The sequence below is a fragment of the Bacillus sp. GW823-FHT06A11 genome (assembly GCF_058795355.1).
Window position 1 is genome coordinate 53,963 of sequence record NZ_JBXAHS010000002.1, and the last position, 22,047, is coordinate 76,009.

26 protein-coding genes and 1 riboswitch are annotated in these 22,047 nt (G+C 36.8%); of the genes, 12 read left to right on the plus strand and 14 right to left on the minus strand.

The window, feature by feature from the left end; all coding sequences use genetic code 11:
- Window positions 1-303: 303 nt before the first annotated feature.
- A complete protein-coding gene (locus AC1Q8L_RS08715; RefSeq protein WP_098311936.1) occupies window positions 304-1,224 on the minus strand; it encodes a Nif3-like dinuclear metal center hexameric protein in 921 nt (306 codons plus the stop codon).
- A 32-nt stretch (window positions 1,225-1,256) separates the two neighbouring features.
- The gene (locus AC1Q8L_RS08720; RefSeq protein WP_098284230.1) at window positions 1,257-1,433 is read right to left on the minus strand and encodes a hypothetical protein; all 177 of its coding nucleotides are present in this window, start codon (window positions 1,431-1,433) and stop codon (window positions 1,257-1,259) included.
- 165 nt (window positions 1,434-1,598) lie between these two features.
- Here AC1Q8L_RS08720 and AC1Q8L_RS08725 point away from each other — a divergent pair, with 165 nt between their 5' ends.
- Both AC1Q8L_RS08725 and AC1Q8L_RS08730 read left to right on the plus strand, forming a co-directional pair.
- Complete coding sequence (locus tag AC1Q8L_RS08725) at window positions 1,599-1,922, plus strand: iron-sulfur cluster biosynthesis family protein (protein WP_000289570.1); 324 nt, start codon at window positions 1,599-1,601, stop codon at window positions 1,920-1,922.
- Window positions 1,923-2,122: 200 nt separating this feature from the next.
- On the plus strand, window positions 2,123-3,028 hold the full coding sequence (locus AC1Q8L_RS08730; protein WP_001255405.1) for a DMT family transporter: 906 nt from the start codon (window positions 2,123-2,125) through the stop codon (window positions 3,026-3,028).
- A 28-nt stretch (window positions 3,029-3,056) separates the two neighbouring features.
- Here AC1Q8L_RS08730 and AC1Q8L_RS08735 read toward each other — a convergent pair whose 3' ends face one another.
- Window positions 3,057-3,278 carry a hypothetical protein gene (locus AC1Q8L_RS08735; RefSeq protein ID WP_000639042.1) on the minus strand — a complete coding sequence of 74 codons (222 nt, stop codon included), beginning with the start codon at window positions 3,276-3,278 and terminating at the stop codon, window positions 3,057-3,059.
- Between the two features lie 279 nt (window positions 3,279-3,557).
- On the opposite strand from AC1Q8L_RS08735, the gene AC1Q8L_RS08740 reads away from it, so the two are divergent.
- Window positions 3,558-3,941: an ATP synthase subunit I gene (locus AC1Q8L_RS08740; protein ID WP_000624926.1), complete on the plus strand. Its 384-nt coding sequence runs from the start codon at window positions 3,558-3,560 to the stop codon at window positions 3,939-3,941.
- A 359-nt stretch (window positions 3,942-4,300) separates the two neighbouring features.
- Here the strand turns inward: AC1Q8L_RS08740 and pckA are convergent, their stop codons facing one another.
- A complete protein-coding gene (pckA, locus tag AC1Q8L_RS08745; protein ID WP_053563510.1) occupies window positions 4,301-5,887 on the minus strand; it encodes a phosphoenolpyruvate carboxykinase (ATP) in 1,587 nt (528 codons plus the stop codon).
- Window positions 5,888-6,115: 228 nt separating this feature from the next.
- Window positions 6,116-6,237: riboswitch (SAM riboswitch) on the plus strand.
- Window positions 6,238-6,406: 169 nt separating this feature from the next.
- Between pckA and metK the strand changes: the two genes are divergently transcribed.
- Window positions 6,407-7,606 carry a methionine adenosyltransferase gene (metK, locus tag AC1Q8L_RS08750; RefSeq protein WP_000163117.1) on the plus strand — a complete coding sequence of 400 codons (1,200 nt, stop codon included), beginning with the start codon at window positions 6,407-6,409 and terminating at the stop codon, window positions 7,604-7,606.
- Window positions 7,607-7,832: 226 nt separating this feature from the next.
- Here the strand turns inward: metK and AC1Q8L_RS08755 are convergent, their stop codons facing one another.
- Window positions 7,833-8,012, minus strand: a complete 180-nt coding sequence (locus tag AC1Q8L_RS08755; protein WP_000424797.1) for a hypothetical protein — start codon at window positions 8,010-8,012, stop codon at window positions 7,833-7,835.
- Between the two features lie 236 nt (window positions 8,013-8,248).
- On the opposite strand from AC1Q8L_RS08755, the gene AC1Q8L_RS08760 reads away from it, so the two are divergent.
- Window positions 8,249-8,758: a MogA/MoaB family molybdenum cofactor biosynthesis protein gene (locus AC1Q8L_RS08760; protein WP_000117130.1), complete on the plus strand. Its 510-nt coding sequence runs from the start codon at window positions 8,249-8,251 to the stop codon at window positions 8,756-8,758.
- Window positions 8,755-9,357: a molybdenum cofactor guanylyltransferase gene (locus AC1Q8L_RS08765; protein ID WP_000092360.1), complete on the plus strand. Its 603-nt coding sequence runs from the start codon at window positions 8,755-8,757 to the stop codon at window positions 9,355-9,357. Before AC1Q8L_RS08760 ends, AC1Q8L_RS08765 begins: the two co-directional genes overlap by 4 nt.
- A gap of 278 nt (window positions 9,358-9,635) precedes the next feature.
- On the opposite strand, the gene AC1Q8L_RS08770 is transcribed toward AC1Q8L_RS08765, so the two are convergent.
- The 3 genes from AC1Q8L_RS08770 to AC1Q8L_RS08780 all read right to left on the minus strand — a co-directional run bounded on the left by AC1Q8L_RS08770 (window position 9,636) and on the right by AC1Q8L_RS08780 (window position 11,981).
- Entirely contained in the window at window positions 9,636-10,778 is a 1,143-nt protein-coding gene (locus AC1Q8L_RS08770; protein WP_098361132.1) for a glycosyltransferase family 4 protein, read from the minus strand.
- A gap of 12 nt (window positions 10,779-10,790) precedes the next feature.
- Window positions 10,791-11,324 carry a phosphatase PAP2 family protein gene (locus AC1Q8L_RS08775; protein ID WP_000868578.1) on the minus strand — a complete coding sequence of 178 codons (534 nt, stop codon included), beginning with the start codon at window positions 11,322-11,324 and terminating at the stop codon, window positions 10,791-10,793.
- A 144-nt stretch (window positions 11,325-11,468) separates the two neighbouring features.
- Complete coding sequence (locus AC1Q8L_RS08780) at window positions 11,469-11,981, minus strand: gamma carbonic anhydrase (protein WP_000640208.1); 513 nt, start codon at window positions 11,979-11,981, stop codon at window positions 11,469-11,471.
- Between the two features lie 74 nt (window positions 11,982-12,055).
- Here AC1Q8L_RS08780 and AC1Q8L_RS08785 point away from each other — a divergent pair, with 74 nt between their 5' ends.
- On the plus strand, window positions 12,056-12,859 hold the full coding sequence (locus tag AC1Q8L_RS08785) for an alpha/beta hydrolase (RefSeq protein ID WP_025118653.1): 804 nt from the start codon (window positions 12,056-12,058) through the stop codon (window positions 12,857-12,859).
- 40 nt (window positions 12,860-12,899) lie between these two features.
- The gene (locus AC1Q8L_RS08790) at window positions 12,900-13,964 is read left to right on the plus strand and encodes a tetraprenyl-beta-curcumene synthase family protein (protein WP_001102475.1); all 1,065 of its coding nucleotides are present in this window, start codon (window positions 12,900-12,902) and stop codon (window positions 13,962-13,964) included.
- A gap of 37 nt (window positions 13,965-14,001) precedes the next feature.
- On the opposite strand, the gene AC1Q8L_RS08795 is transcribed toward AC1Q8L_RS08790, so the two are convergent.
- From AC1Q8L_RS08795 to mnmL, 6 genes are all read right to left on the minus strand, one after another.
- A complete protein-coding gene (locus AC1Q8L_RS08795; protein ID WP_025118654.1) occupies window positions 14,002-15,303 on the minus strand; it encodes a PepSY-associated TM helix domain-containing protein in 1,302 nt (433 codons plus the stop codon).
- Between the two features lie 119 nt (window positions 15,304-15,422).
- Window positions 15,423-16,097: an aspartate/glutamate racemase family protein gene (locus AC1Q8L_RS08800; RefSeq protein WP_000579349.1), complete on the minus strand. Its 675-nt coding sequence runs from the start codon at window positions 16,095-16,097 to the stop codon at window positions 15,423-15,425.
- A 24-nt stretch (window positions 16,098-16,121) separates the two neighbouring features.
- Complete coding sequence (locus AC1Q8L_RS08805) at window positions 16,122-16,802, minus strand: ABC transporter permease (protein WP_065229462.1); 681 nt, start codon at window positions 16,800-16,802, stop codon at window positions 16,122-16,124.
- Window positions 16,803-16,820: 18 nt separating this feature from the next.
- A complete protein-coding gene (locus tag AC1Q8L_RS08810; protein WP_025118656.1) occupies window positions 16,821-17,654 on the minus strand; it encodes an ABC transporter ATP-binding protein in 834 nt (277 codons plus the stop codon).
- Between the two features lie 155 nt (window positions 17,655-17,809).
- Complete coding sequence (mnmM, locus tag AC1Q8L_RS08815; RefSeq protein ID WP_025118657.1) at window positions 17,810-18,382, minus strand: tRNA 5-(aminomethyl)-2-thiouridylate-methyltransferase MnmM; 573 nt, start codon at window positions 18,380-18,382, stop codon at window positions 17,810-17,812.
- On the minus strand, window positions 18,379-19,338 hold the full coding sequence (gene mnmL, locus AC1Q8L_RS08820) for a tRNA modification radical SAM protein MnmL/YtqA (protein ID WP_492339428.1): 960 nt from the start codon (window positions 19,336-19,338) through the stop codon (window positions 18,379-18,381). Before mnmL ends, mnmM begins: the two co-directional genes overlap by 4 nt.
- 111 nt (window positions 19,339-19,449) lie before the next feature.
- On the opposite strand from mnmL, the gene AC1Q8L_RS08825 reads away from it, so the two are divergent.
- From AC1Q8L_RS08825 to AC1Q8L_RS08840, 4 genes are all read left to right on the plus strand, one after another.
- Window positions 19,450-19,713, plus strand: coding sequence for a YtzC family protein (locus AC1Q8L_RS08825; protein ID WP_000840869.1), 264 nt, complete (start codon window positions 19,450-19,452; stop codon window positions 19,711-19,713).
- A 15-nt stretch (window positions 19,714-19,728) separates the two neighbouring features.
- Window positions 19,729-19,878 carry a hypothetical protein gene (locus tag AC1Q8L_RS08830; RefSeq protein ID WP_001129340.1) on the plus strand — a complete coding sequence of 50 codons (150 nt, stop codon included), beginning with the start codon at window positions 19,729-19,731 and terminating at the stop codon, window positions 19,876-19,878.
- A 136-nt stretch (window positions 19,879-20,014) separates the two neighbouring features.
- On the plus strand, window positions 20,015-21,037 hold the full coding sequence (locus AC1Q8L_RS08835) for a DUF418 domain-containing protein (RefSeq protein WP_098311933.1): 1,023 nt from the start codon (window positions 20,015-20,017) through the stop codon (window positions 21,035-21,037).
- Window positions 21,038-21,283: 246 nt separating this feature from the next.
- Window positions 21,284-22,045 (plus strand): ABC transporter ATP-binding protein, encoded by a 762-nt coding sequence (locus tag AC1Q8L_RS08840; protein WP_000165837.1) that lies wholly within the window; start codon window positions 21,284-21,286, stop codon window positions 22,043-22,045.
- Window positions 22,046-22,047: the final 2 nt, after the last annotated feature.

Consider the following 22,047-nt stretch of genomic DNA (forward strand, 5'->3'; position numbering starts at 1 on the left):
GTGGGTCCGGTGTTCCCCGTGGGTCCGGTGTTCCCCGTGGGTCCGGTGTTCCCCGTGGGTCCGGTGTTCCCCGTGGGCCCAGTGTTCCCCGTGGGCCCAGTGTTTCCGTTAGAACCGCTGTTGCGCCTGCCGTCGCAACTAAAATAATTACGTGGGTACATATATGTTCTCCTTTCTATATTTTCAAAATCTAGTTTTTAAAATAGAACTACTATATATATATTATGAATTCTATAATTTTGTGTGGCAGATCGTATTTTGTGTCTAGATTTCAAAAGATAGCGGGAGGAGAATTAAGTAGTGTTAGAGCCACCATTTCTCCTGCGGAAGCAAAATAACATCCACATCAAAATTCTCTTTAAACCAATCATACATCAATGTCTCTTTTACTAAATATTCAGAGGCAGAGTGTGACACGCCAATTAGAGACATATTCGTTTCTTTTACATAATCCATAATGAGCGAGTATTTATGTCGGCCGTAATTATTGTCGATATGGCAATGGATTTCTCCTGTAATATATGCTTCAGCACCTTTTTCTTCTGCTTCCTTCATTAAAGATACAACATCGCCACATCCAGCGATAATTGCGATTTTTTTGATGGAATCATGTCGTTTACCTTCGAAGTCTGTGTAAGGAATCTGGAAGAGTTGTTTTAGATGTTTTTGGAGTGCTTCTGTTGATGTTTCATCTATTTCACAAATAAGGCCAACTGGTTCTTGTTCTGGACCTCCATATGCAAAGTTGTCCACTACAGTAGCATTTAATGCTTTTGCAATTGAAATACTCGTTCCATGTGTTTGATGAAAATCCATTGGTACGTGACATGTATATATAGAAAGTTGTTTTTCCTTTATTCCTTGCAAATATTTTTCAGGAATTGGTATGAAACCGCGGCCTGATCTTCCAATTGGATCACCGCACTCCATTACAAGGGGATGGTGCATAAAGAGTAAATCACCGGGTGTGGATTGTGAAATGAATGTTTCAAGAACGTCATCTGTAGGGAATACAGCTAAAAATACTTTGTTTACATTTTCAGATCCGTGCATCATAAGGCCGTTAAATAAATCTACAAAATTTGCTTCGAAAAATTGTTGCCAAGGAAATTTGATAGGATCATATACGGCTGGGATAAATCGACTAAAGGCGCTATCTTTTCCGTATTTTTCAATTTGAAATAAGTGATCGAGTGATTGCTCTATTTTTTTTAAGGCTGGCATGTTTGATAATCCTCCTTAAGATGATTCTTGCTTTATGAGTTGTTTGTATTCTTCGTAGCAAAATAAGAAGTGGATAGGAAACAAATAAAACCTAGAATCCAGCCAATAGAAGGAGAATAGGGAAGTACATGCTGTAATAGCATTCCGCTAGAAATGAAGAAACTACTAAATAGACCTAATAACATAGGATATCGTTGTAGTTTGAACACAGATAGTAAACATCCTTTCTCCTGCATGAACTACTCATAAAAGCTCGATTGCTGAAACTTTATGACATACATTGTATATTAGTCTTAATTTTCTGTATATAACTTTTAAGAAAAATGGTGATACAATATATAAATGATAAGAGAAGAGAGGATGAAGATTAACATATGTACGTTACTGTAACAGAAGCAGCATATAAAAAGATTATGGATACGATTCCAAGTGAAGCGAAATATATAAAGTTATTTTACGATAATGAGGGTTGCGGTTGTGTTATGAGCGGAATCATCGATTTAGTAGCTGTAGCAGAGAAAGATGAGCGCGATGTGGATATTGAATCAAGCACAATGAATTTTATCGCTGATCGTACAAAGCTTGTATTTATGGACGATAAGTTAACGGTTGATTGGCATGAAGGTGGAGGAACTTTTCAGTTGAAGAGCCCAAGCCAGTTTTATAATCCAAATATGAAATTACACGTTCGAGTATAGTAAAGGAAATGTGAGTCCAAAATGTATTTTGGACTCACATTTTTTTATTTTATAAGTCGCTATTATTGTCGATATATTGAAAAAATCGCCGATATAATTTCATTTACCAAAACGTCCCAATAGTAAAAAGATTTTTTCACATAATGAAATGTACATGTGATTGAATTTTCTGTATAATCTTCTTTGCGGAGGGGATACGCATGAGAAGATGGGGAATTGAGTTATTAATTTTAAGTGTTGTTATTATTTGGGGGATTAACTATACGATTGCAAAGTATGGATTTTTAGAATTTACAGCAATTGAATTTACTGCACTTCGTATGATGGCGGCGGCACCGCTCCTGTTACTTCTTACCTTTTTTATTGAAAAGTCGGTTTATATGGAGCGAAAGGATATACCTAGACTAATCATCGTTAGCGTTGTAGGTATTGTACTGTATCAAACGTTATTTATGGAAACTGTCAAATATACATCCGCTACAAATGCCTCTTTACTCATTTCTATTTCACCTATTTTTACAACTGTATTTGCGATTTTTCTGAAACAAGAAAATTTTTCTTCTCGAAAGTTAATCGGTTCTATGATTGCTTTTGTTGGTGCAGCATTAGTTTTAGTAGCAGGACATTCACTTACTAGTTCTTTTTATGGCAATGGAATTGGACTTATTACATCAATATGCTGGGGGCTTTATCCTGTTTTAGCAGGACCATTAATTAAAAAATATTCAGCATTACGTGTTACAGCATGGTCTGCATTAGTGGGTGCGATTCCGCTATTATTGTTAAGTGGTCCGCATGTGTTTGTCAGGCCATTTCACATTACTCACGGAATGACACTATTTGCTTTACTATATTCTATTTTCTTTGTCACAGTATTTGGTCTAGTAATGTGGTATGTTGGTGTTCAAAAAATTGGGGCGTCACATACGATGGTATATATGTATATAACGCCGCTTGTAGCTGTTTTATTTGCAGCTGTCTGGGCAAATGAATATGTATCGTTTCAACAAATCATCGGTGGAATTATCATTTTTGTCGGTCTATGGTTTGTGAAATCGGAGAAAGTAAAAGTTCATTCTATTGCAGGGGAACCTATATCAAAATAGGAAAACAGATCACCTATGATCTGCTTTCCTATTTTTTTATTTTTGGTAAGAAGATGAGAAATAAGATAGCAGTAATAAGTGGAATTAAGTTTAAAAATGGAATACGGAAGAGTGTAATAAGAATAATACCTGGAAGAAGAACACCGAGGACAGCGTAAAAAATGCTATGGTTTTTCGTGTACCAATACAACGAAAGTCCGATAAGTGCAGGGATAATGAGATGAATGAGAGCCATTAAAAAATAAATCATTAGACGCCCCCTTTATTTGTGTGCTTATTACATCATATCCGTATGTTCATAAATTGATATCATTTTTTTCATAAATGGACGAAAAAAGTTTGAAAAACCGTCACAAAATATGAGAATATAATGTTTGAAATCTTGTATAATATTATTTTCTAAAAGCATTTAAACAACATAAACATACTGTTTATGTTGTTTTTAATTTGAGTGAAATGGATGTAAGGAATATGAATTTGAAAGAAATTTTTTGTTGGATAGATAAGAACGAATGAAGAGAGGTACAGCATGATTAGTATGTCACTAAGATCATTTAAAATCCAATCGTATTATATACTAGGTATTTTGTTACTAGGTTGGATGTTAACACCGTTTTCAGCACACTTTTTAGGCGCTGGAATTGGGCTTATTGTAAGTATGTATTGCGTTTGGCTTCTAGGGAGAAGAATTGAGAAGCTTGGAGATAGTATTGTAAAGAAGACGAAAGCACCGACACTCGGTATGTTTAACCGTTTTGCAGCTGCCATTTTGGGTGCTATTATTATGTACGAAATTGAGCACCACATGGTTATGTGGGCATTTGCAGTAGGGATTATGGGTGGTTATTTCTTAATCGTTGTGAATTTAGGATACTATAGCATGAAAGATGAGAAAGAACTAACAAAGAGCTAAAAGAGATAAAAAGATAAAAGACTTCTTTTTAGATGGAATAGATGATCCAGCCACAAATAGAAGCGGTCAGGGCCTTTTTTAACCCCATACGATGTGAAACTCGAGAGATGTAGCGAGTAGTGATATAATGTATATATTCGAAGCTGTAATTTTATAATCTAGGTCACAGATGAAGAGATTAGCATTTCACTTTATATAAGATATAGAAAGAAGCTTACGTTTTCACGTAAGCTTCTTTTTTATGTAAGTGTGTGTAACCGTTAAGCCGCATTGGGTTTTGTCGGTGAGTACGCGAAACTTTACGGTTACACGACACTTATTCATATGAGTAAAGGGTTATTCCAACAGAAAGTTTTAATTTAAGCGATTGGACCGCCTAAGTTAATGATATCTTCAGAAACGCTTTCGAACTTTTTGAAGTTCTCTTTGAATTCATTTGCAAGCTCGATTGCTTTTGCTTTGTAAGCAGCTTTATCAGCCCAAGTTTGTTCAGGCATTAACACTTCGTCAGGTACACCTGGTACGTGAAGTGGAACTTCAAGACCGAAGATGTCATGTTTAGCTGTTTCAGTTTTTGCAAGTTCGCCGCTTAATGCTGCTTGAATCATTGCACGAGTATAACCTAAGTTCATACGTTTACCAACTCCGTACTCGCCGCCAGTCCAGCCAGTGTTTACTAGGAATACTTTCGCATCGTGTTTCTCGATTTTTTCACCAAGCATTTCAGCGTAGCGAGATGCATCAAGTGGTAAGAATGGTGAACCGAAGCAAGTTGAGAATGTAGCTTGCGGAGATGTAACGCCGCGCTCTGTTCCTGCTAGTTTACTAGTGTAACCACTTAAGAAATGATACATAGCTTGCTCTTTTGATAACTTACTGATTGGAGGCAATACGCCAGATGCATCAGCAGTTAAGAAAATAATTGTATTTGGGTGTCCAGCAACACTTGGCAGTACGATATTGTCGATCGCATGCATAGGGTATGCAGCACGAGTATTTTCTGTTAAAGTAGTATCGTTGTAGTCGGCGATACGCGTTTGGTCATTAATGATAACGTTTTCTAAAACAGATCCAAATTTGATTGCATCGAAAATTTGTGGTTCTTTCTCGTGAGAAAGGTTTACACATTTTGCATAGCAACCGCCTTCAATATTGAATACACCGTTATCAGACCAACCGTGCTCATCATCACCGATTAATTTACGGTTTGGATCAGCAGATAATGTTGTTTTACCTGTTCCAGATAAACCGAAGAATAGTGCTACGTCGCCTTCTTCACCTACGTTTGCAGAGCAATGCATAGAAAGGATATCTTGTTCAGGTAATAAGAAGTTCATAATAGAGAAGATTGATTTTTTCATTTCTCCAGCGTATTCTGTACCACCAATTAGTACGATACGTTTTTCGAATGAAACCATAATGAATGCTTCAGAGTTTGTACCGTCAACAGCTGGATCAGCTTTGAAATTCGGTGCAGAAACAATTGTGAACTCTGATTCATGAGTTGTTAATTCTTCTTCAGTTGGACGAATGAATAATTGATGTACAAATAAATTGTGCCATGCATATTCGTTAATAACTTGAATTGGTAGGCGGTAATTGCGGTCAGCGCCTGCAAATCCTTTGAAGACGAATAACTCTTCTTTTTCTTTTAAGTATTCTAAAACTTTAGTATATAATTTATTAAAATGTTCTTCAGAAATCGGTTGGTTCACAGCTCCCCAAGCAATTTTGTCAGCAACCGATGCTTCTTTCACAATAAATTTATCTTTAGGAGAACGTCCTGTATATTTTCCAGTTGAAGCAGAAACGGCACCAGTCGAAGTTAATTTCCCTTCATTTCGCATTAATACTTTTTCCACTAATTGCGGAACACTTAGTTGAATCTGTGCATTGCTTCCGTTCAATAATTCGTGTAAACCAATTTGGACATTCACAGTACTCATATTTATATACCATCCTTTTCATTTAATGAAATATTTCTCGTAATCCCCAACAAGAGTATAACACAATTATATAAATAATGTATACTATTTATTTCTTTTTGTTTGTGTGAATGTATTATTTCCCTATTAATATTTCATTTCAGGCGTATTGAGAAAAACTTTCAGGAAAATGTGAATATTAATTGACAAATGAATATCATTTCTTTAGTATAGGTTGGGACGGATACTCTCTTATCCCGAGCTGGCGGAGGGACAGGCCCGATGAAGCCCAGCAACCTCACTTGTATTGATAAATGCAGGTGAATAGGTGCTAAAACCTGTGCGAGGCTACAGGTCTCGAACGATAAGAGCGAAGGGCAAAAAGCAGTATGCAAGTAGCAAATTAAACCTTTCCTCTATGTAAAGTAGGAAAGGTTTTTCTGTATGCTTGTGTGGGAGAATAAATGTATGTCGCAGTTTGTGGCAAATTAAGGATGAGTTCCGTACAATATATACAATTACTGTAGGGAGGTTTACCACATGACAAAAAAACGTCATCTGTTCACATCTGAGTCTGTAACTGAAGGACATCCAGATAAAATTTGTGACCAAATTTCTGATTCAATTTTAGATGCGATCTTATCAAAAGACGCAAATGCACGTGTAGCTTGTGAAACAACTGTAACAACTGGTTTAGTATTGGTAGCGGGGGAAATTACGACTTCTACTTACGTAGATATTCCAAAAATCGTTCGTGAAACAATTCAAGGCATTGGTTACACACGCGCAAAATACGGATTCGATGCAGAAACTTGTGCTGTTTTAACATCTATCGATGAGCAGTCTGCTGACATCGCTATGGGTGTTGACCAAGCGCTAGAAGCACGCGAAGGTCAAATGACTGACGCTGAGATTGAGGCAATTGGTGCAGGAGACCAAGGTTTAATGTTTGGTTTCGCATGTAATGAAACACAAGAGTTAATGCCACTTCCAATCTCGCTTGCTCACAAATTAGCTCGCCGTTTAACTGAAGTACGTAAAGATGATACATTATCATACTTACGTCCAGATGGAAAAACGCAAGTTACAGTTGAGTATGATGAAAATGGTAAACCAGTACGTGTTGATACTATCGTAATTTCTACACAACATCACCCAGATGTTACATGGGAAGAAATCGATCGCGACTTAAAAGAGCACGTAATTAAAGCTGTAGTACCAGCAGAATTAATGGATGGAGAAACGAAATTCTTCATTAATCCAACTGGCCGCTTCGTAATTGGTGGACCACAAGGTGATGCTGGTTTAACAGGACGTAAAATCATCGTTGATACTTACGGTGGATACGCTCGCCATGGCGGCGGTGCATTCTCTGGTAAAGATGCAACAAAAGTTGACCGTTCTGCAGCATATGCAGCTCGTTATGTTGCGAAAAACATCGTAGCAGCTGGTCTTGCTGACAAAGCAGAAGTACAACTTGCATACGCAATCGGTGTAGCACAACCAGTATCAATTTCAGTTGATACATTCGGCACAGGTAAAGTATCTGAAGACGTACTAGTAGAACTAGTTCGTAACAACTTCGATCTTCGCCCAGCTGGTATTATTAAAATGCTAGACTTACGTCGCCCAATTTACAAACAAACAGCAGCTTACGGCCACTTCGGACGTACTGATGTAGATCTTTCATGGGAACGTACAGACAAAGCTGCAGCTTTAAAAGAGCAAGCTGGTCTATAATATATGAAAAAAAGCTTTGCGCGGTGAGCGCAAAGCTTTTTTTATTTCGTTTTACTTACAATTTGAATGCATGATTTGCAATATACTTCGCCTTCTAGCTCAATATACTTTTTCGTATTAGTCATGCCACTTGCTGGAAAAGGCATATGAATCCATGCCTTTTCATACGTTTGTATTTCCTTTTACATGATTTACAAAGGGTGGATTTCTTCTGGAAGATATGCAATCAACCTTTCATTTGACGTGCTTTACCTGCGCAAAAGGCACTGCTTAGTAAAAATAGTGTCGCGAATATAATGCTTACTAATGTAGCGTATGGAATTGCACCTTTTAAGGAAAAGCCGACAGTGATTGAAGCGATGAATAAGAGGATGAATGTTGTTGTTAATTTTTTATAAAGTTCCATACTATGTAGACCTCCAATTTATTTTTTAGTACAAGTTTTAAAATTGAATTCTATTATGTAGAAAATATAAAGAGTAACTAAAGATATGTAGTCTAGGAGTATAAGAAAGTGCAGTTTCCTTTTTGTGGGTTAGTATACTTATATTGTATCATGGCGCATGATTGGCTTCATACATAATTGTGTAAAGATATGTATGATAAAATGAAGAAAAGTCTTTAAGAAAGGAAAGATAAAAAATGAGTGTAACTGAACATAAAAAACAAGCTCCAAAAGAAGTGCGTTGCAAGATTGTTACGATTTCCGATACACGTACGGAAGAAACGGATAAGAGCGGACAACTATTACATGAATTGTTAAAAGAAGCGGGCCATACAGTAACCTCTTATGAAATTGTAAAAGATGATAAAGAAAGTATTCAGCAAGCAGTGTTAGCTGGTTATCATAAGGAAGATGTAGATGTTGTATTAACAAATGGCGGTACTGGTATTACGAAGCGTGATGTAACAATTGAAGCAGTGTCAGCTCTATTAGATAAAGAGATTGTCGGGTTTGGTGAGTTGTTCCGCATGATTAGTTATTTAGAAGATATCGGGAGCAGCGCAATGTTAAGTAGAGCGATTGGGGGTACAATTGGGCGCAAAGTAGTTTTCTCGATGCCAGGATCGAGCGGGGCGGTTCGCCTTGCGATGAATAAATTAATTTTACCGGAATTAGGCCATATTACATTTGAGCTACATCGCCAATGAGTAGGTGGGCTGGAATTGTATTAGCGGGCGGTATGTCGAGTAGATTTGGTGAGCCGAAAGCGTTAGCGAGCTGGCAAGGTAGTACTTTTATTGAGCATATTTTGAAAGAGATGACAAGTGCGCTCCAAGAAGTTGTAGTCATTAGTCATTCTGATATAAAAGAGCGAGTAGAGCAATTCGTACAAGTTCCTGTTATAGAAGATATCCCGCACTATAAAGGGAATGGACCGCTGGCCGGTATTGTATCAGGAATGGAATACATAGAAGCAGATTGGTATGCTATTATGCCTTGCGATGCGCCAAATGTTTCGCATGAATGGTTTACCATTTTACTGGAGCAAACGAGCAATGAATATGATGCAGTTGTACCTATTATTAATGGAAGAAAACAGCCGCTGCTTGCAGCGTATCATAACCGTGTGAAAGAAAAGATTTATGCTTTACTTCAGGAAGAGAAAAGAAGTATGGGGCAGCTTTTATCACAATGTAATGTGAAGTATGTTGCTGGAGAAGATGTACAAGCGAATACAGATTGGTTTATAAATGTAAATACAAAAGAAGAATATGTGCAGGCTCAAAAAGACCTTTCAAATGAATGAAAGGTTTTTTGATATACAGAATTGGGGAACAATTGCTGTATAAAGGTATGTGAGTAAGTTGATTTTAAGGGGAATTCTTAAAATCATTATACAGCAAAAACACTGTATAACCATATATTAATTTTTATGGGTTTTTATTACAAGTCTGTTTAGTTATGTTTATTTTTGCTATAATGAATATGGAAATAAATGATATTTCACCTTATGTATCATTCATTCAACTAAAATTTACAAGTGTGTAATAAACTCCCTTCGTTTTTTGAAGGGAGTTTTTCTGTTCAAGCAAGTAACTCTGATGCGGTATGCTGAAGGACTTCTTCATACTGGTTAAGTAAGCCGCGAAAGATCTCATCCCAGCTTTTTGATTTTGCAAAAGATGAAGCTGCTATTCCCATCTGCTCAAGTTTTTCTTCATTTTGCAATAAAGAATAAATGGATGATAGAAATGCATCCTCATTTTTAGGGGGACAAAGAATTCCCGTTTTTCCATCTGTAATAATATTTTTAACCCCGCCACTATTTGCACCAATGACAGGTGTGCCACATGCGAGTGATTCAAGTACGACATTTCCGAATGTTTCAGTAGCTGATGGAAATACCATTATGTTAGAACAAGCATATGCTTCAGCTAAATCTGCACTTTGTAAATAGCCAGTAAAAGTGACATTTGTTTGTGGAACAGCTTCACGCAAATTTGTTGCTAGAGGTCCGTCTCCTGCGATGAGCCAATGAATGTCGTTTCGAGTATGCGATGTTTTAACGATAAGGTTTTGCAACGTATCAATATCTTTTTCAGGAGCAATTCGTCCTACATAGGAAAGAACGTACTTCGCTGTAATATTATATTTTTTTCGGAATAGGTCTGTATTGTAAGCTGGATGAAAGAGTGTGCAATCTACACCACGTCCCCAAATGGAGAGGGCCTGAAAGCCTTTATTTTTTAATTGATGTAATGTTTCAGGGGAGGGAACGAAATTTTTTTGCATATGACTATGAAACCATTTTAAATAGTTCCAAAGCATATTGGAGAGAAATTCAATTTTGTAATAGCGTAAATACGCATCGAAATCAGTATGATAAGAACCGACAACTGGGATGTTTAACTTTTTGGCGTAATACAGTCCACAAAGTCCCATGTTGAAAGGTGTGGCAATGTGAATAATGTCAGGTTTAAAGGAATGAAGTTCCCGTTTAATACGCGGAGTAGGAAAAGAAAAGCGACATTCTGGATATAATATTGTTAACGGGATACTTCTCATCTTGTTCACATTAGCCACGAAATTATCTTCAGCTGTATGTTGAGGGGCGAAAACAGAATAGGCGATCTGTTCTTTTTGAAAGTAACTTGTTAATCGTTCTAACGTTTTCGCAACCCCGTTAACTTGTGGCGTAAAAGTATCGGTAAAAATGGCGACTCTCATCATATCACTCCTTTATGTGAAAAGTGGGATGAATTGATAAAAAGAGATGATGCCAGAGCAAGTGCCAAGGCACATGCCGACGAATACATCTGACGGATAGTGAAGCCCTAAATAAATACGAGAAATACCGACGCATAATGCTAACGGTAATAGGAAAGCAAGTAAGCTTGGATTATAGCAAATAAATGGAATGAAGACAGAGAAAACGGCTGTTGTATGACCAGACGGGAAAGAGTGGTCTTTTAATGGATGGACTGGATATTTCGCATCCTGAATTGTTAAATACGGACGTTTTCGTGGATACCACCTTTTTAATATTTGTACAGGAATATGGCTAATTGCTAAAGAAATAGCAGCAGCGATTGCCGCTTGGTGTAAAGTCCCTTTTGCAAAAATTAAAAAGAAAAGTGTAAGTGCAATGGAGAAAGTAGCACCACCGATATGGGTTATATTGCTGAAAAAGATATTTAATGTTTTTTGATCAAAGTAGCGATTAATTCCTTTAAAAATGTAACATTCTATTTTATATAATCCACTGACCTTCATGAAAATTCTCCTCCCTCGTTTACATATATATGGAGATATTAGCTTTTATTTTAATAAGATTTTGTTGAGGGAGTAATAATGTTTTGTAAAGAAAAAGTTAGTTTTTATATAAAAAAAGCTGCCAGTATTATGGCAGCAGTAAAATCATTTTTGTAGTGATTTATAATATTGACCTTTTTCAACATACTGCGTACGAATACGCTCCATATCTTTACGGTCTTCTTCTGTTAATTCACGAATGACTTTCGCGGGACGACCGAAAGCTAACGTGTTTGGTGGAATTTTCTTTCCTTGTGAAACGAGGCTTCCAGCGCCGATAAAAGCTCCTTCACCAATTTCAGCACCATCTAATATAATGGATCCCATTCCAATTAAAGCATCCTTTTTAATATGACAGCTATGTAAAATAACTTGATGCCCAACTGTAACATCATCTTCTAAAATAAGAGGATATTGAGGGCTTTGGTGGAGTGTACATTGGTCTTGTACATTTACTCGGTCTCCAATGATTGTTGGTGACACATCACCACGGATGACCGTATTAAACCAAATACTTGATTCCTCGCCAACGGAAACATCGCCTGTAATCGTAACATAGTCAGCGATAAAAGCACTACTCGCAATTTTCGGATTTTTTTCTTTGTAAGGATATATCATGTAAAGTCTTCCTTTCCTAGAGACTAGTTTTAGTGTATCAAATTATGAGAAAGAGTGAAATGGAGGAGGTCCGTATGTGGAATTATGAAGCAGAGGAAGCGAAAGCTGTCATTGTTATTGTGCACGGCGCAATGGAATATCACGGACGTTACGAAGCCGTTGCGGAAATGTGGAATCATATCGGCTACCACGTCGTGATGGGGGACCTTCCGTCACATGGAACGACTTCAAGAAATAGAGGACATATTGATTCATTTGATGAATACATAGAGGAAGTTAAATTATGGGTGAAAGAAGCAAGAAAGTATAGATTACCTATTTTTCTATTCGGTCATAGTATGGGTGGTCTTATTGTCATTCGTATGATGCAAGAAACGAAGAGAGAAGATGTCGAGGGTATTATTTTGAGTTCGCCTTGTTTAGGGGTAGTGACTGGACCCTCTGCTCCGCTTCAATTTGCTTCAAAAATATTAAATGTTGTGGCTCCAAAATTGCAATTTGCAACGAATCTTACGGTGGAAATGTCAACACGTAACCATGAAGTGAGAGATGCAATGGAGAATGATTCTTTGTTCTTGCGCAAAGTATCAGTACGTTGGTATAGTGAATTGATTAAGTCTATCGAAATTGCTCATAAAAAAATAGATGATTTTCCAGATGTTCCGCTCTTGCTAATGCAAGCATGTGAGGATAAACTTGTAGATAAAACACGTGTCCGCATGTGGTTTGATAATGTTAAAATAGGTGATAAGGCATATAAAGAATGGCCGAATTGTTATCACGAGTTATTAAATGAGTATGAGCGTGATGAAATTTTGAATTATATTCAGTCATTTACTGAAATACATGTCAATAATATAGTAAAAACAAACAAATAAATCATTATTTGTACATTTAATAGAGGAGATGAAGGAAGAAGTGAACGTACCGAGTAATCCCATAACGCTCATGGCGAAAGTATACCGTGATGTGTTTCCGGTTGTACACCATGAGCTAGCGATGTGGAAAGAGCGTGCCTACCATATTCCGAATGATGAGCTTCATAGTCAGGCAATCGCAAGTATTGAGCATAAAACGTTTCATTGTGAGGGTGGTGGCATTTTATCGCTGCTAGCAAATGAACACCGAGAGGAATGTATTCGTTTTATCGTAGCGTATCAAACAATCAGTGACTATTTAGATAATTTATGTGATCGCAGTACATCACTTGATCCAAATGATTTTGCCGCGCTACATGAATCAATGTTAATGGCACTATCACCTGAAGTGGAAGGTGGCGGTAATTATTATCGTTACCGTGATGATCAAGATGATGGTGGTTATTTAGATGAACTTGTTGAAACGTGCCAAGATGTTTTAAAGAAAACGAAGCACTATGACAAAATCGCTCCTGTTCTCCATGAACTTGCTTGTTATTATTGTGATTTACAAATTCATAAACACGTGAAGTTAGAAGAGAGAGAACCGCGCCTGAAAACATGGTTTGAAGCACATAAAGAAAACTTACCTGAGATGAGCTGGTTTGAATTTTCAGCATGTGCCGGTTCTACGCTTGGAATTTTCTGCCTTGTAGCATATGCATTTCATGATGAATTACATGATGAAGATATTGCGAAAATTAGACAAGGATACTTTCCTTACGTACAAGGACTTCATATCTTACTTGATTATTTCATCGATCAAGAAGAAGACCGCATAGGCGGAGATTTGAATTTCTGTAGTTATTATGAAAACGAGCAAGCTATATTAGATCGTATGAAACACTTTGTAGAAGAAGCAGAGAAGAGCATTGGTGATTTGCCTCATGCGAAGTTTCATCGTCTTATAAGCCGAGGATTACTTGGTATTTATTTATCAGATCAAAAAGTATCAGCACAAAAGAATATGCACAAAATGGCACGGCGCATTGTAAAGTACGGAGGCCTCACTTCAAGATTCTTCTATTGGAACGGGAAGATGTACCGAAAGAAAATGGCGCAGTGATGAAGAAAACCACTCATGTAGAGTGGTTTTCTTTTTATTATGATCGTATTTTTGAAAATACATATATGAGAAGTTCAATCGCAAAAATAACTAAAACAGATAGTCCGAATAAAGGCATGACAGCGCCTAATATAACCATCATGATAAAGAAAACGAGTACGCTTTTCTTATCTCTTTGCTTTGGAGGTGCTGCTAATTTTCCTTTTGGCTTTCTTGCTAACCACATTTTTACTCCGTAATAAATAAGAAGTAATAGAGATAATGTCGTTAGTAAGCATAATATTTTATTTGGCCATCCGAATAAATGTCCTTCGTGAAGTGGGATACCGTAAGTGAACCATTGTGCAAGTAATCCATAATCACGATAGTCCGTTTTTGAAATGAGTTCCCCGCTATATTGATCAAAGTAAGCTGTTATCTCTTCACTTGGTGCAACATGCATCCCTGTAATACCAGAACCGCTCGATTTCGAAACAGTGAATACACCTTTCGGATCAGCTGGTAGTGAAATAACATATGGCTTCTTTATTTCAATTCCTTTTTGTAATTCATCGACAGAAATTGCTTTCGGTTCATTTGAATTCGATTCAGGAGGAGCTTCTTTTCTTGTTGCCCACGGCAATTCTTTTACCTTTGATTCAGGCGGTGCCATGTACAATTTTGGATATCCGAGTGATTCATTAGAAGATGCAATTTTATAAATTTGGTTCCCCATAAATCCTGACCATGGCAATCCAGATGCGATTAGCAGAAAGAGAGGAATTGTAAATATAATACCGATAATAGAATGACGTCTTTTTGCCTTTTCTCGCTTATTGGATGATGGTGTGTTTTTGAATTGGCGTATACTCATGTACAATCCGGTTACAATTAAAAAGATTGTCCAGCATGCTGCAAGTTCTACAGTATAGTTGACGACAGTGCCACCAACTAAAAGAGAACTATGTAATTCCCTCATTATATTGGCAAACGTTTCACTTGCGTTTTGATCCCCAACAATTTGATTATTACTATCTAAATACACATATTTTTGTTGCCCAGTATACTCATTTGCAATCGTAAGTCTCGTATTATAATCCCCATTAAACTCACTAATTTTCGCCACGCTATAATGTGGATATTTTTTCTCTGTTAAGGAAATAGAATCAGCCATCGAAATAGATTCTGTTTGAGCGCTCTTTCCAAAATATAAATCTTTATAGATGAAATCTTCAACTTCCTCCCGAAATAAATACCCAATTCCGCTCAGTGACAAAGTAATAAGAAGCGGCGTAATAAAAAGTCCAGCATAAAAATGCCAACGCCAAAAAATGTAATGAAGCGAACGATTTTGTTTCATACTTTCAGTTCCCCTAACCTTCCCTATATGAATAACTACTTATTTAATATAGCGAGATTAAGTGTGATTACTTTGAAAGAATTGTGAAGAAAGTTAAAAGTTTTTAGGGTTTTCAACGTTTATAAATGTTTCTTCTTATTTGATAAATACATTTCAACAACCGCTTCAGCAAGATATTGAGAGGAATCAACAAAATCCTCATTCGCCACCACATTCAAATCGGTACACGCGATAATTGCAGTATCTACTTCATCTCTCAGTTGTAAAACGAGCGCATTCCACAATTCGCGAGCTTCTTCAATCTCTCCAGATTTAATGCAAGTAATAATTTGATTAATGCTTTCCTGCCATTTTTCATGATGAATGTATTTTATATTACGCTTTGCAATCCCATCTTGGTAAATCCTAGCTTGAACAGTTGCTTCTGTTGCGAGAAGAGCGACTCTTTTTGTATTTTCAGGAATTGCTTGTAACGTTTCATCGACTATATTTAAAATCGGGATAGAAAGCGAACGCTGTAATTCTTCAAAATAAAGATGCGCCGTATTACACGGCATAGCAATAAAGCTTGCGCCAGTACTTTCAAGTTTTTGTGCTCCGTCAATAATTGCTTTTTTCATCGCTTCGTGATCAATAGGGCGATCCATGTAAAACGGTGTTGGGCACGAGTAAATCATCATATGAGGAAAGTCCATATCATACTTTGCTCCGTATATTGTTTGGCACCTTGCTACAACTGTATCGACGAATGGTCCAGTTGATTTTGGACCCATTCCTGCTAGTATTCCGATCATTGTTTAGTCCCCTTTAATATGTAATTAAAAACGTTTTTTGCGAACGATAAAAAGAAATAAAGTAAGTAATAAAAATGAATATACGATAGCCCAAGCTGTGAGCCATAGCGTGTGAGTAAGTATATTAAATTTATATTGGCCAAGCATTAGAAAGCTTTCGATAGGTGGTAAAAACCATAGTAACTCTTTTTTAAACCGGATGGAGGCAATCGTTATAAGTAATATAAATGTCAGGCTAAGCCAAGCTGTGCTTGCTTTTGGAATAATATTTCTAGTAAATAAAGTTGCAATTGAAATTCCTAGTATAGAGAAAGACATGTGAGCGAGAAATCCGACTAAAAATAAAGAAACAGTCATTTTTTCATTAAACATTTGCAAAATAATTGGATAGATTACGGATATAAAAGATAATACAGTACAAATGAGAAGAGCTGTAATATATTTACCAACGTATAATGCGGAAATATTATTTGTGTGAGAAATAGTAATTTGTTCTTGTACAGGGTCTTCAGTATGAAAAATTGTGACCGTAATCCAGGCAGATAATAAATAAAGCGCGAGAGCTGTTTCTAAATATGTCGGTACAATAGGAGTCGGTTTATATGTATATACAAAAAGCAAGCTCACAAAGTACATCGCAATAGGAGGGACATACTTATACGATTTTGTATAGTCGAGAAAATGGTAACGAATAAGCGCAAACATAATAAACCTTCTTTCGATTTAAAAGTTAGGTTGTAGCAGTGTGATAGATGCTTTTTTATGTAATAAAAACTGAAGTATTTCGTTTGTATATTCTTTTTCGATTTGTAATTGAATAAGATTTTGATTTGCATTGTGTGCAACGTGTATAAAACCGGATTGCTTTTGTAGTTCTATTGCTGAAAATGTGTCGTGAACGATTGCCTCAATATAGACCTGTTCTGCTACTTTTTGTGCAGAGGTATTTTCTGCAATTGTATGATTTGCTAACGTCACAATTCTATCGGCGAAGTTTTCTAATAGTTGTTTTTCGTGACATGTGAAGAGTATAGATATACCTTGTTGTTTTAATGAGAGTAAAATATGTTCTAATTCTTGCTGAGAGTTAGGATCGAGCCCAGAAAGCGGTTCATCTAAAATTAATAAATGGACGTCTGTAAGTAATGCTTGCATAATACTAGTTTTTTGTTTCATACCTTTTGAAAAGTTTCGTACAACAGAATGTCTTGCATGCTGTAAATGAAAAGATTCAAGAAGCATCGGGATTTTATCTTTTAAATATTTGGTTGATAAACCGTGAATGTGGCCGAGATGATATAAATAATCCTCTAATGTAAAACGAATCCCTTCAGGAAAATGTTCAGGTACATAGCCAATTTGTATATGTTCTTTTCTTTGAAGTGCCCCTGCCGTAGGTGAAACAAATCCTGCAATTATTTTGAGTAGAGTACTTTTTCCCGTCCCGTTTCCGCCAACAATGGCGAGTGCTTCTCCTTCTGGAAGGGATAAATCAATATTGTCTAGTATAAGTGATTTGCCGTACTTCTTTTGAATTCCCCGTAGTTCTACTAGCAAAGTTCTATCCTTCTTTCTTTAAATAGTCTATATATCCATTATATAGGAGAATAAAAAAAGACGTGCAGTGAATGCACGTCTTTTTTTGTTATGTTTTGTCGAACAATCGATATATCCCGAGTTACGATAGATATAATTGAAAAATCGTCGATATATTATCGCTTCTCAATCGCCACAATAAATGGCGGGTTATTTTGTTGATTAATGAAGCCGTATCGCAGTACGTGTGCTTGTTTTTGGTCTAGTTCTTCAGCAAATGTAAGCACAGCGTCGCGTTCTACTTGTCCTTCTGGGTGTCCGTGGTAAATAACAAGGACGATGATACCTTCAGGTGCCATTACTTCTAATAATTGTTCGATCGCTGAGATTGTTGAGTTCGGTTTTGTAACGATATGCTTGTCTCCGCCTGGAAGGTAACCTAAGTTGAAAATTGCACCTGTTACTTTTCCTTTTGCGTCTTCCGGTAATACGGATAGAAGTGTATCGTGACTATCGTGAACTAAAACAGTACGTTCGAAAAGTTCTTTTTCTTTTAGACGAGTTGTTGAGCTTTCAATTGCCCCTTTTTGAATATCAAATCCAAATACTTTTCCGTTATCTCCAACGATTTCAGCTAGGAAGCAAGTGTCATGGCCGTTTCCTAAAGTTGCATCTACAGCGTAATCGCCTTCTTTTACTGCCGTTTGCAAGAGAGTACGAGCAAACGGTAATACACGTTCTAATTTCATTTTTGTTTCTCCTCATTTGCATATTTTCCTTGCCAGCTTCCGCGGCGTACAAATTCTGCATCGATGGAATTTAATACTTCCCATTTATTTAAGCTCCACATTGGGCCAATCATTAAATCAGGTGGACCGTCACCTGTGATACGGTGCACAATTACGTCTTCTGGAATAATTTCAAGTTGGTCAACAACGAGGCTTACGTAATCCTCAAGAGAAAGGAATTCGAGTTGTCCTTTTTCATATTGCTTCACCATTGGCGTTCCTTTTAATAAATGAAGTAAGTGGATTTTAATTCCTTGTACGTCAAGCTTCGCTACTTCACGTGCTGTTTCCATCATCATGTCGTAATCTTCAAGAGGAAGACCGTTAATAATATGAGAGCAAACTCGAATGCCATGCTTACGTAATTTATTTACACCTTCCACATAAGACGGATAATCGTGAGCGCGATTAATAAGATTTGCAGTACGTTCATGAACGGTCTGTAGTCCGAGTTCAACCCAAAGGTACGTGCGTTTATTTAAGTCCGCTAAATATTCAACAATATCGTCTGGTAAACAATCTGGACGAGTTGCGATAGAAAGACCGACAACGTCTTTTTCTGATAGAAGCGGTTCGAATTTTTCTTTTAACACTTCAAGTGGTGCATGTGTATTTGTGTACGCCTGGAAATAAGCGATACATTTTCCATCTTTCCACTTTGAGCGCATTTTTTCTTTCATTTCATGATATTGCGTTATAACATCGTCGCGGCGATCGCCAGCGAAGTCACCAGATCCAGCAGCACTGCAAAATATACAACCGCCATAAGCAACTGTACCGTCACGGTTCGGGCAATCGAAGCCAGCATCTAATGAAACTTTAAAAATTTTTTCACCATATTCATTTCGTAAATGATAATTCCATGTATGATAACGTTTATTGTCGTTTGTATATGGAAAAGGGTTTTGAACCTTCATTACTTTCCCTCCTAAGCCGAGTCAAAATAACACAAAATCCATTATAACATACTCATAAGGTTCATAAGGAAGGGACACACTAAAGGGGAATTGAAGCAAGGAGGGACAATTATGGCAGAGCGTCAATCACTTGAATCGTATATTACACAAGCGGAACAAGCGGTGGAATATGCGAAAGAACAATTAGACCAAGGTATGAGACAAGAGCATTATAATACGATGGAGTATTCGGATGCGCAGTTACAATTAGAACAAGCGTATAACGATTTACAAACGATGCAACAACATGCGAATGATGAGCAACGTGAGCAATTAAATAGAGCACGTATGGCAATTCGCCAATTGCAACATCAAATGATTATTACACCGCACTAATAAGGAGTGAATGTAATGGCGAAACGTTCAGATCAAAATAACCCAGAGCAAAAAACACAAAATGGACATAACGCTGAGTTTTCGAATGAACTTGATCCGATTGTTCAAGTAAAACAGCGTAATAGTAAAAAAGGACAACCTCAAAAATCAAAACAATCAGAGTAAACCAGGTCGAAATATGACCTGGTTTTATTTTGCTATATGACAATAATGTAAGATTTATGTAAGGTTTGTCGATAGTTGTGAGCAGCTTTCTCCAGTAGAGTAAGGAAGGATTAAATTTTATACAAGGAGTTGCTTTATGGGGAACAATATTACAAACAAGCGAATTGATGAGTTAGATTACATTCGTGGCTTTGCACTACTGGGAATTATTTTAGTAAATATTCTCGCATTACTTAACATTAAAATTCCAGATCCTAATACAGTGGATGCTAGCTATCAAAGATTTTTATACTTATTTGTAGAAGGTCGTTTCTTCTCAATCTTCTCATTCTTATTTGGAGTGGGATTCTATATCTTTATTTCAAGAGCGATTGCGAAAGGGAAAAATGGCTATGTTTTATTTTTACGTCGCTTAGTAGCATTATTTATTTTTGGTTTAATTCATCAAATGTTTCAGCCTGGAGAAGCACTAGCGTTATACGCAATTTGTGGGTTAATCGTTTTACCGTTTTATAAAGCGAAAAAAGAAGTGAATGTAGTAATTGGTCTTATTCTTACGATAGCTTTTAGTATTATGGCAGCTAAGGAATTATTACCATTAGGGTTAATTTTATTAGGTCTTGCTGCGGGGCAGTATAAAGTATTTGAAAATCTTTCAGCAAAAATTAAACAAGTCGCTATTTTTACAGGAATTATGTTTGTTTTAAGTGTTGTCGCGTTATGGTATCAATATGGACACGTTCCTCCCGAACCATTTGTAAATATGATGCTCATGAATGAGGATGGAACAGTGGACGCTGCAGGTCAATTCTTAAAAATTGGCATTACAGTTGGACCAATTATTTCAGCTTTCTATGTAGGAGCATTAATTTTATTACTTCAGTTAAAACCAGTTCAAACATTATTAGCACCATTGAAATACTACGGTCGTATGGCTTTAACAAATTATATCGGACAAACTGCAATGATTTTAATCGCAGGAAGTGTATTTAACTTTGCAGGAAATTTAACTTATATGCAGACGTTATATGTATGTATTGCAATTTACGCAATTCAAATTGTATGTAGCGTAATTTGGATGAAAATCTTTAAAATGGGTCCATTAGAATGGATTTGGCGTGTTATTACGTACTGGACGGTAACACCTTTAAAGAAATAAAGAGAGAAGTGGGCTGTTCCTTTTGTGGAGCAGCCCATTTTTTATTTTCAGCTTTTGTAGTTGCGCCGATATAATTTCATTTACCGATTCAATATGTCACTAATATTTAAAGTAGTAAAAGCCAAACTTACAAGCACACCTTTTTTATATTACAAAAGTGTAAGGTAAATGTAATGTTAACAAATAGCAGTTCACTTCTAAAAAGCGCAAAATAGGTAATGGAAAAACAAGCGTAGGAGGATATATATGACGAAACCAGTTGTAGACGTGAAAAACGTTCAAAAAGTGTACGGTAAAAAAGGTGAGAACCAATCACACGCGTTAAAGGGTGTTTCATTCTCAATTCAAGAGGGTGAGTTTGTTGGAATTATGGGACCATCTGGTTCTGGTAAAACGACATTATTAAATGTAATTTCAACGTTAGATAAGGCAACGGGCGGCGTTGTTGAAATTGCGGGAACGGATATTACGAAAATGAAGCAAGGTGAGCTTTCAGATTTCCGTTCGCAAAAATTAGGATTTATCTTCCAAGATTTTAACTTATTAGAGAACTTATCTATTTATGAAAACATTGCACTTCCACTTTCTCTTCAAGGTGTCGCATCACGTAATATTGGACCGAAAGTAGAAAAAGTAGCGGATATGTTAGGGATTACAGAAATACTTCAAAAGTATCCATCTGAAGTATCTGGTGGACAGAAACAACGTTCAGCAGCAGCGCGTGCACTTGTGCATGAGCCGGCAATTATTTTAGGGGACGAGCCAACAGGAGCGCTTGATTCTAAAAATGCAACGAGTTTACTTGATGCGATGACAAACTTAAATAAAGATCAAGGCGTATCGATTATGATGGTTACGCATGATCCATATAGTGCAAGTTACTGTCAGCGTATTTTATTCATTCAAGATGGTGAGCTATATAAAGAAATTCATCGCGGTGGTACGCGTGAAGAGTTCTACAAAGAAATTTTAGATGTACTTGCAGATTTAGGTACACAAAAGGCGTAAGA

Coding starts and splice junctions, on each gene's coding strand:
- AC1Q8L_RS08715 (WP_098311936.1), bottom strand. CDS start 1,224: ATGCCAGCCTTAAAAAAAATAGAGCAATCACTCGATCACTTATTTCAA.
- AC1Q8L_RS08725 (WP_000289570.1), top strand. CDS start 1,599: ATGTACGTTACTGTAACAGAAGCAGCATATAAAAAGATTATGGATACG.
- AC1Q8L_RS08730 (WP_001255405.1), top strand. CDS start 2,123: ATGAGAAGATGGGGAATTGAGTTATTAATTTTAAGTGTTGTTATTATT.
- AC1Q8L_RS08735 (WP_000639042.1), bottom strand. CDS start 3,278: ATGATTTATTTTTTAATGGCTCTCATTCATCTCATTATCCCTGCACTT.
- AC1Q8L_RS08740 (WP_000624926.1), top strand. CDS start 3,558: ATGATTAGTATGTCACTAAGATCATTTAAAATCCAATCGTATTATATA.
- pckA (WP_053563510.1), bottom strand. CDS start 5,887: ATGAGTACTGTGAATGTCCAAATTGGTTTACACGAATTATTGAACGGA.
- metK (WP_000163117.1), top strand. CDS start 6,407: ATGACAAAAAAACGTCATCTGTTCACATCTGAGTCTGTAACTGAAGGA.
- AC1Q8L_RS08755 (WP_000424797.1), bottom strand. CDS start 8,012: ATGGAACTTTATAAAAAATTAACAACAACATTCATCCTCTTATTCATC.
- AC1Q8L_RS08760 (WP_000117130.1), top strand. CDS start 8,249: ATGAGTGTAACTGAACATAAAAAACAAGCTCCAAAAGAAGTGCGTTGC.
- AC1Q8L_RS08765 (WP_000092360.1), top strand. CDS start 8,755: ATGAGTAGGTGGGCTGGAATTGTATTAGCGGGCGGTATGTCGAGTAGA.
- AC1Q8L_RS08770 (WP_098361132.1), bottom strand. CDS start 10,778: ATGAGAGTCGCCATTTTTACCGATACTTTTACGCCACAAGTTAACGGG.
- AC1Q8L_RS08775 (WP_000868578.1), bottom strand. CDS start 11,324: ATGAAGGTCAGTGGATTATATAAAATAGAATGTTACATTTTTAAAGGA.
- AC1Q8L_RS08780 (WP_000640208.1), bottom strand. CDS start 11,981: ATGATATATCCTTACAAAGAAAAAAATCCGAAAATTGCGAGTAGTGCT.
- AC1Q8L_RS08785 (WP_025118653.1), top strand. CDS start 12,056: ATGTGGAATTATGAAGCAGAGGAAGCGAAAGCTGTCATTGTTATTGTG.
- AC1Q8L_RS08795 (WP_025118654.1), bottom strand. CDS start 15,303: ATGAAACAAAATCGTTCGCTTCATTACATTTTTTGGCGTTGGCATTTT.
- AC1Q8L_RS08800 (WP_000579349.1), bottom strand. CDS start 16,097: ATGATCGGAATACTAGCAGGAATGGGTCCAAAATCAACTGGACCATTC.
- AC1Q8L_RS08805 (WP_065229462.1), bottom strand. CDS start 16,802: ATGTTTGCGCTTATTCGTTACCATTTTCTCGACTATACAAAATCGTAT.
- mnmM (WP_025118657.1), bottom strand. CDS start 18,382: ATGAAATTAGAACGTGTATTACCGTTTGCTCGTACTCTCTTGCAAACG.
- mnmL (WP_492339428.1), bottom strand. CDS start 19,338: ATGAAGGTTCAAAACCCTTTTCCATATACAAACGACAATAAACGTTAT.
- AC1Q8L_RS08825 (WP_000840869.1), top strand. CDS start 19,450: ATGGCAGAGCGTCAATCACTTGAATCGTATATTACACAAGCGGAACAA.
- AC1Q8L_RS08830 (WP_001129340.1), top strand. CDS start 19,729: ATGGCGAAACGTTCAGATCAAAATAACCCAGAGCAAAAAACACAAAAT.
- AC1Q8L_RS08835 (WP_098311933.1), top strand. CDS start 20,015: ATGGGGAACAATATTACAAACAAGCGAATTGATGAGTTAGATTACATT.
- AC1Q8L_RS08840 (WP_000165837.1), top strand. CDS start 21,284: ATGACGAAACCAGTTGTAGACGTGAAAAACGTTCAAAAAGTGTACGGT.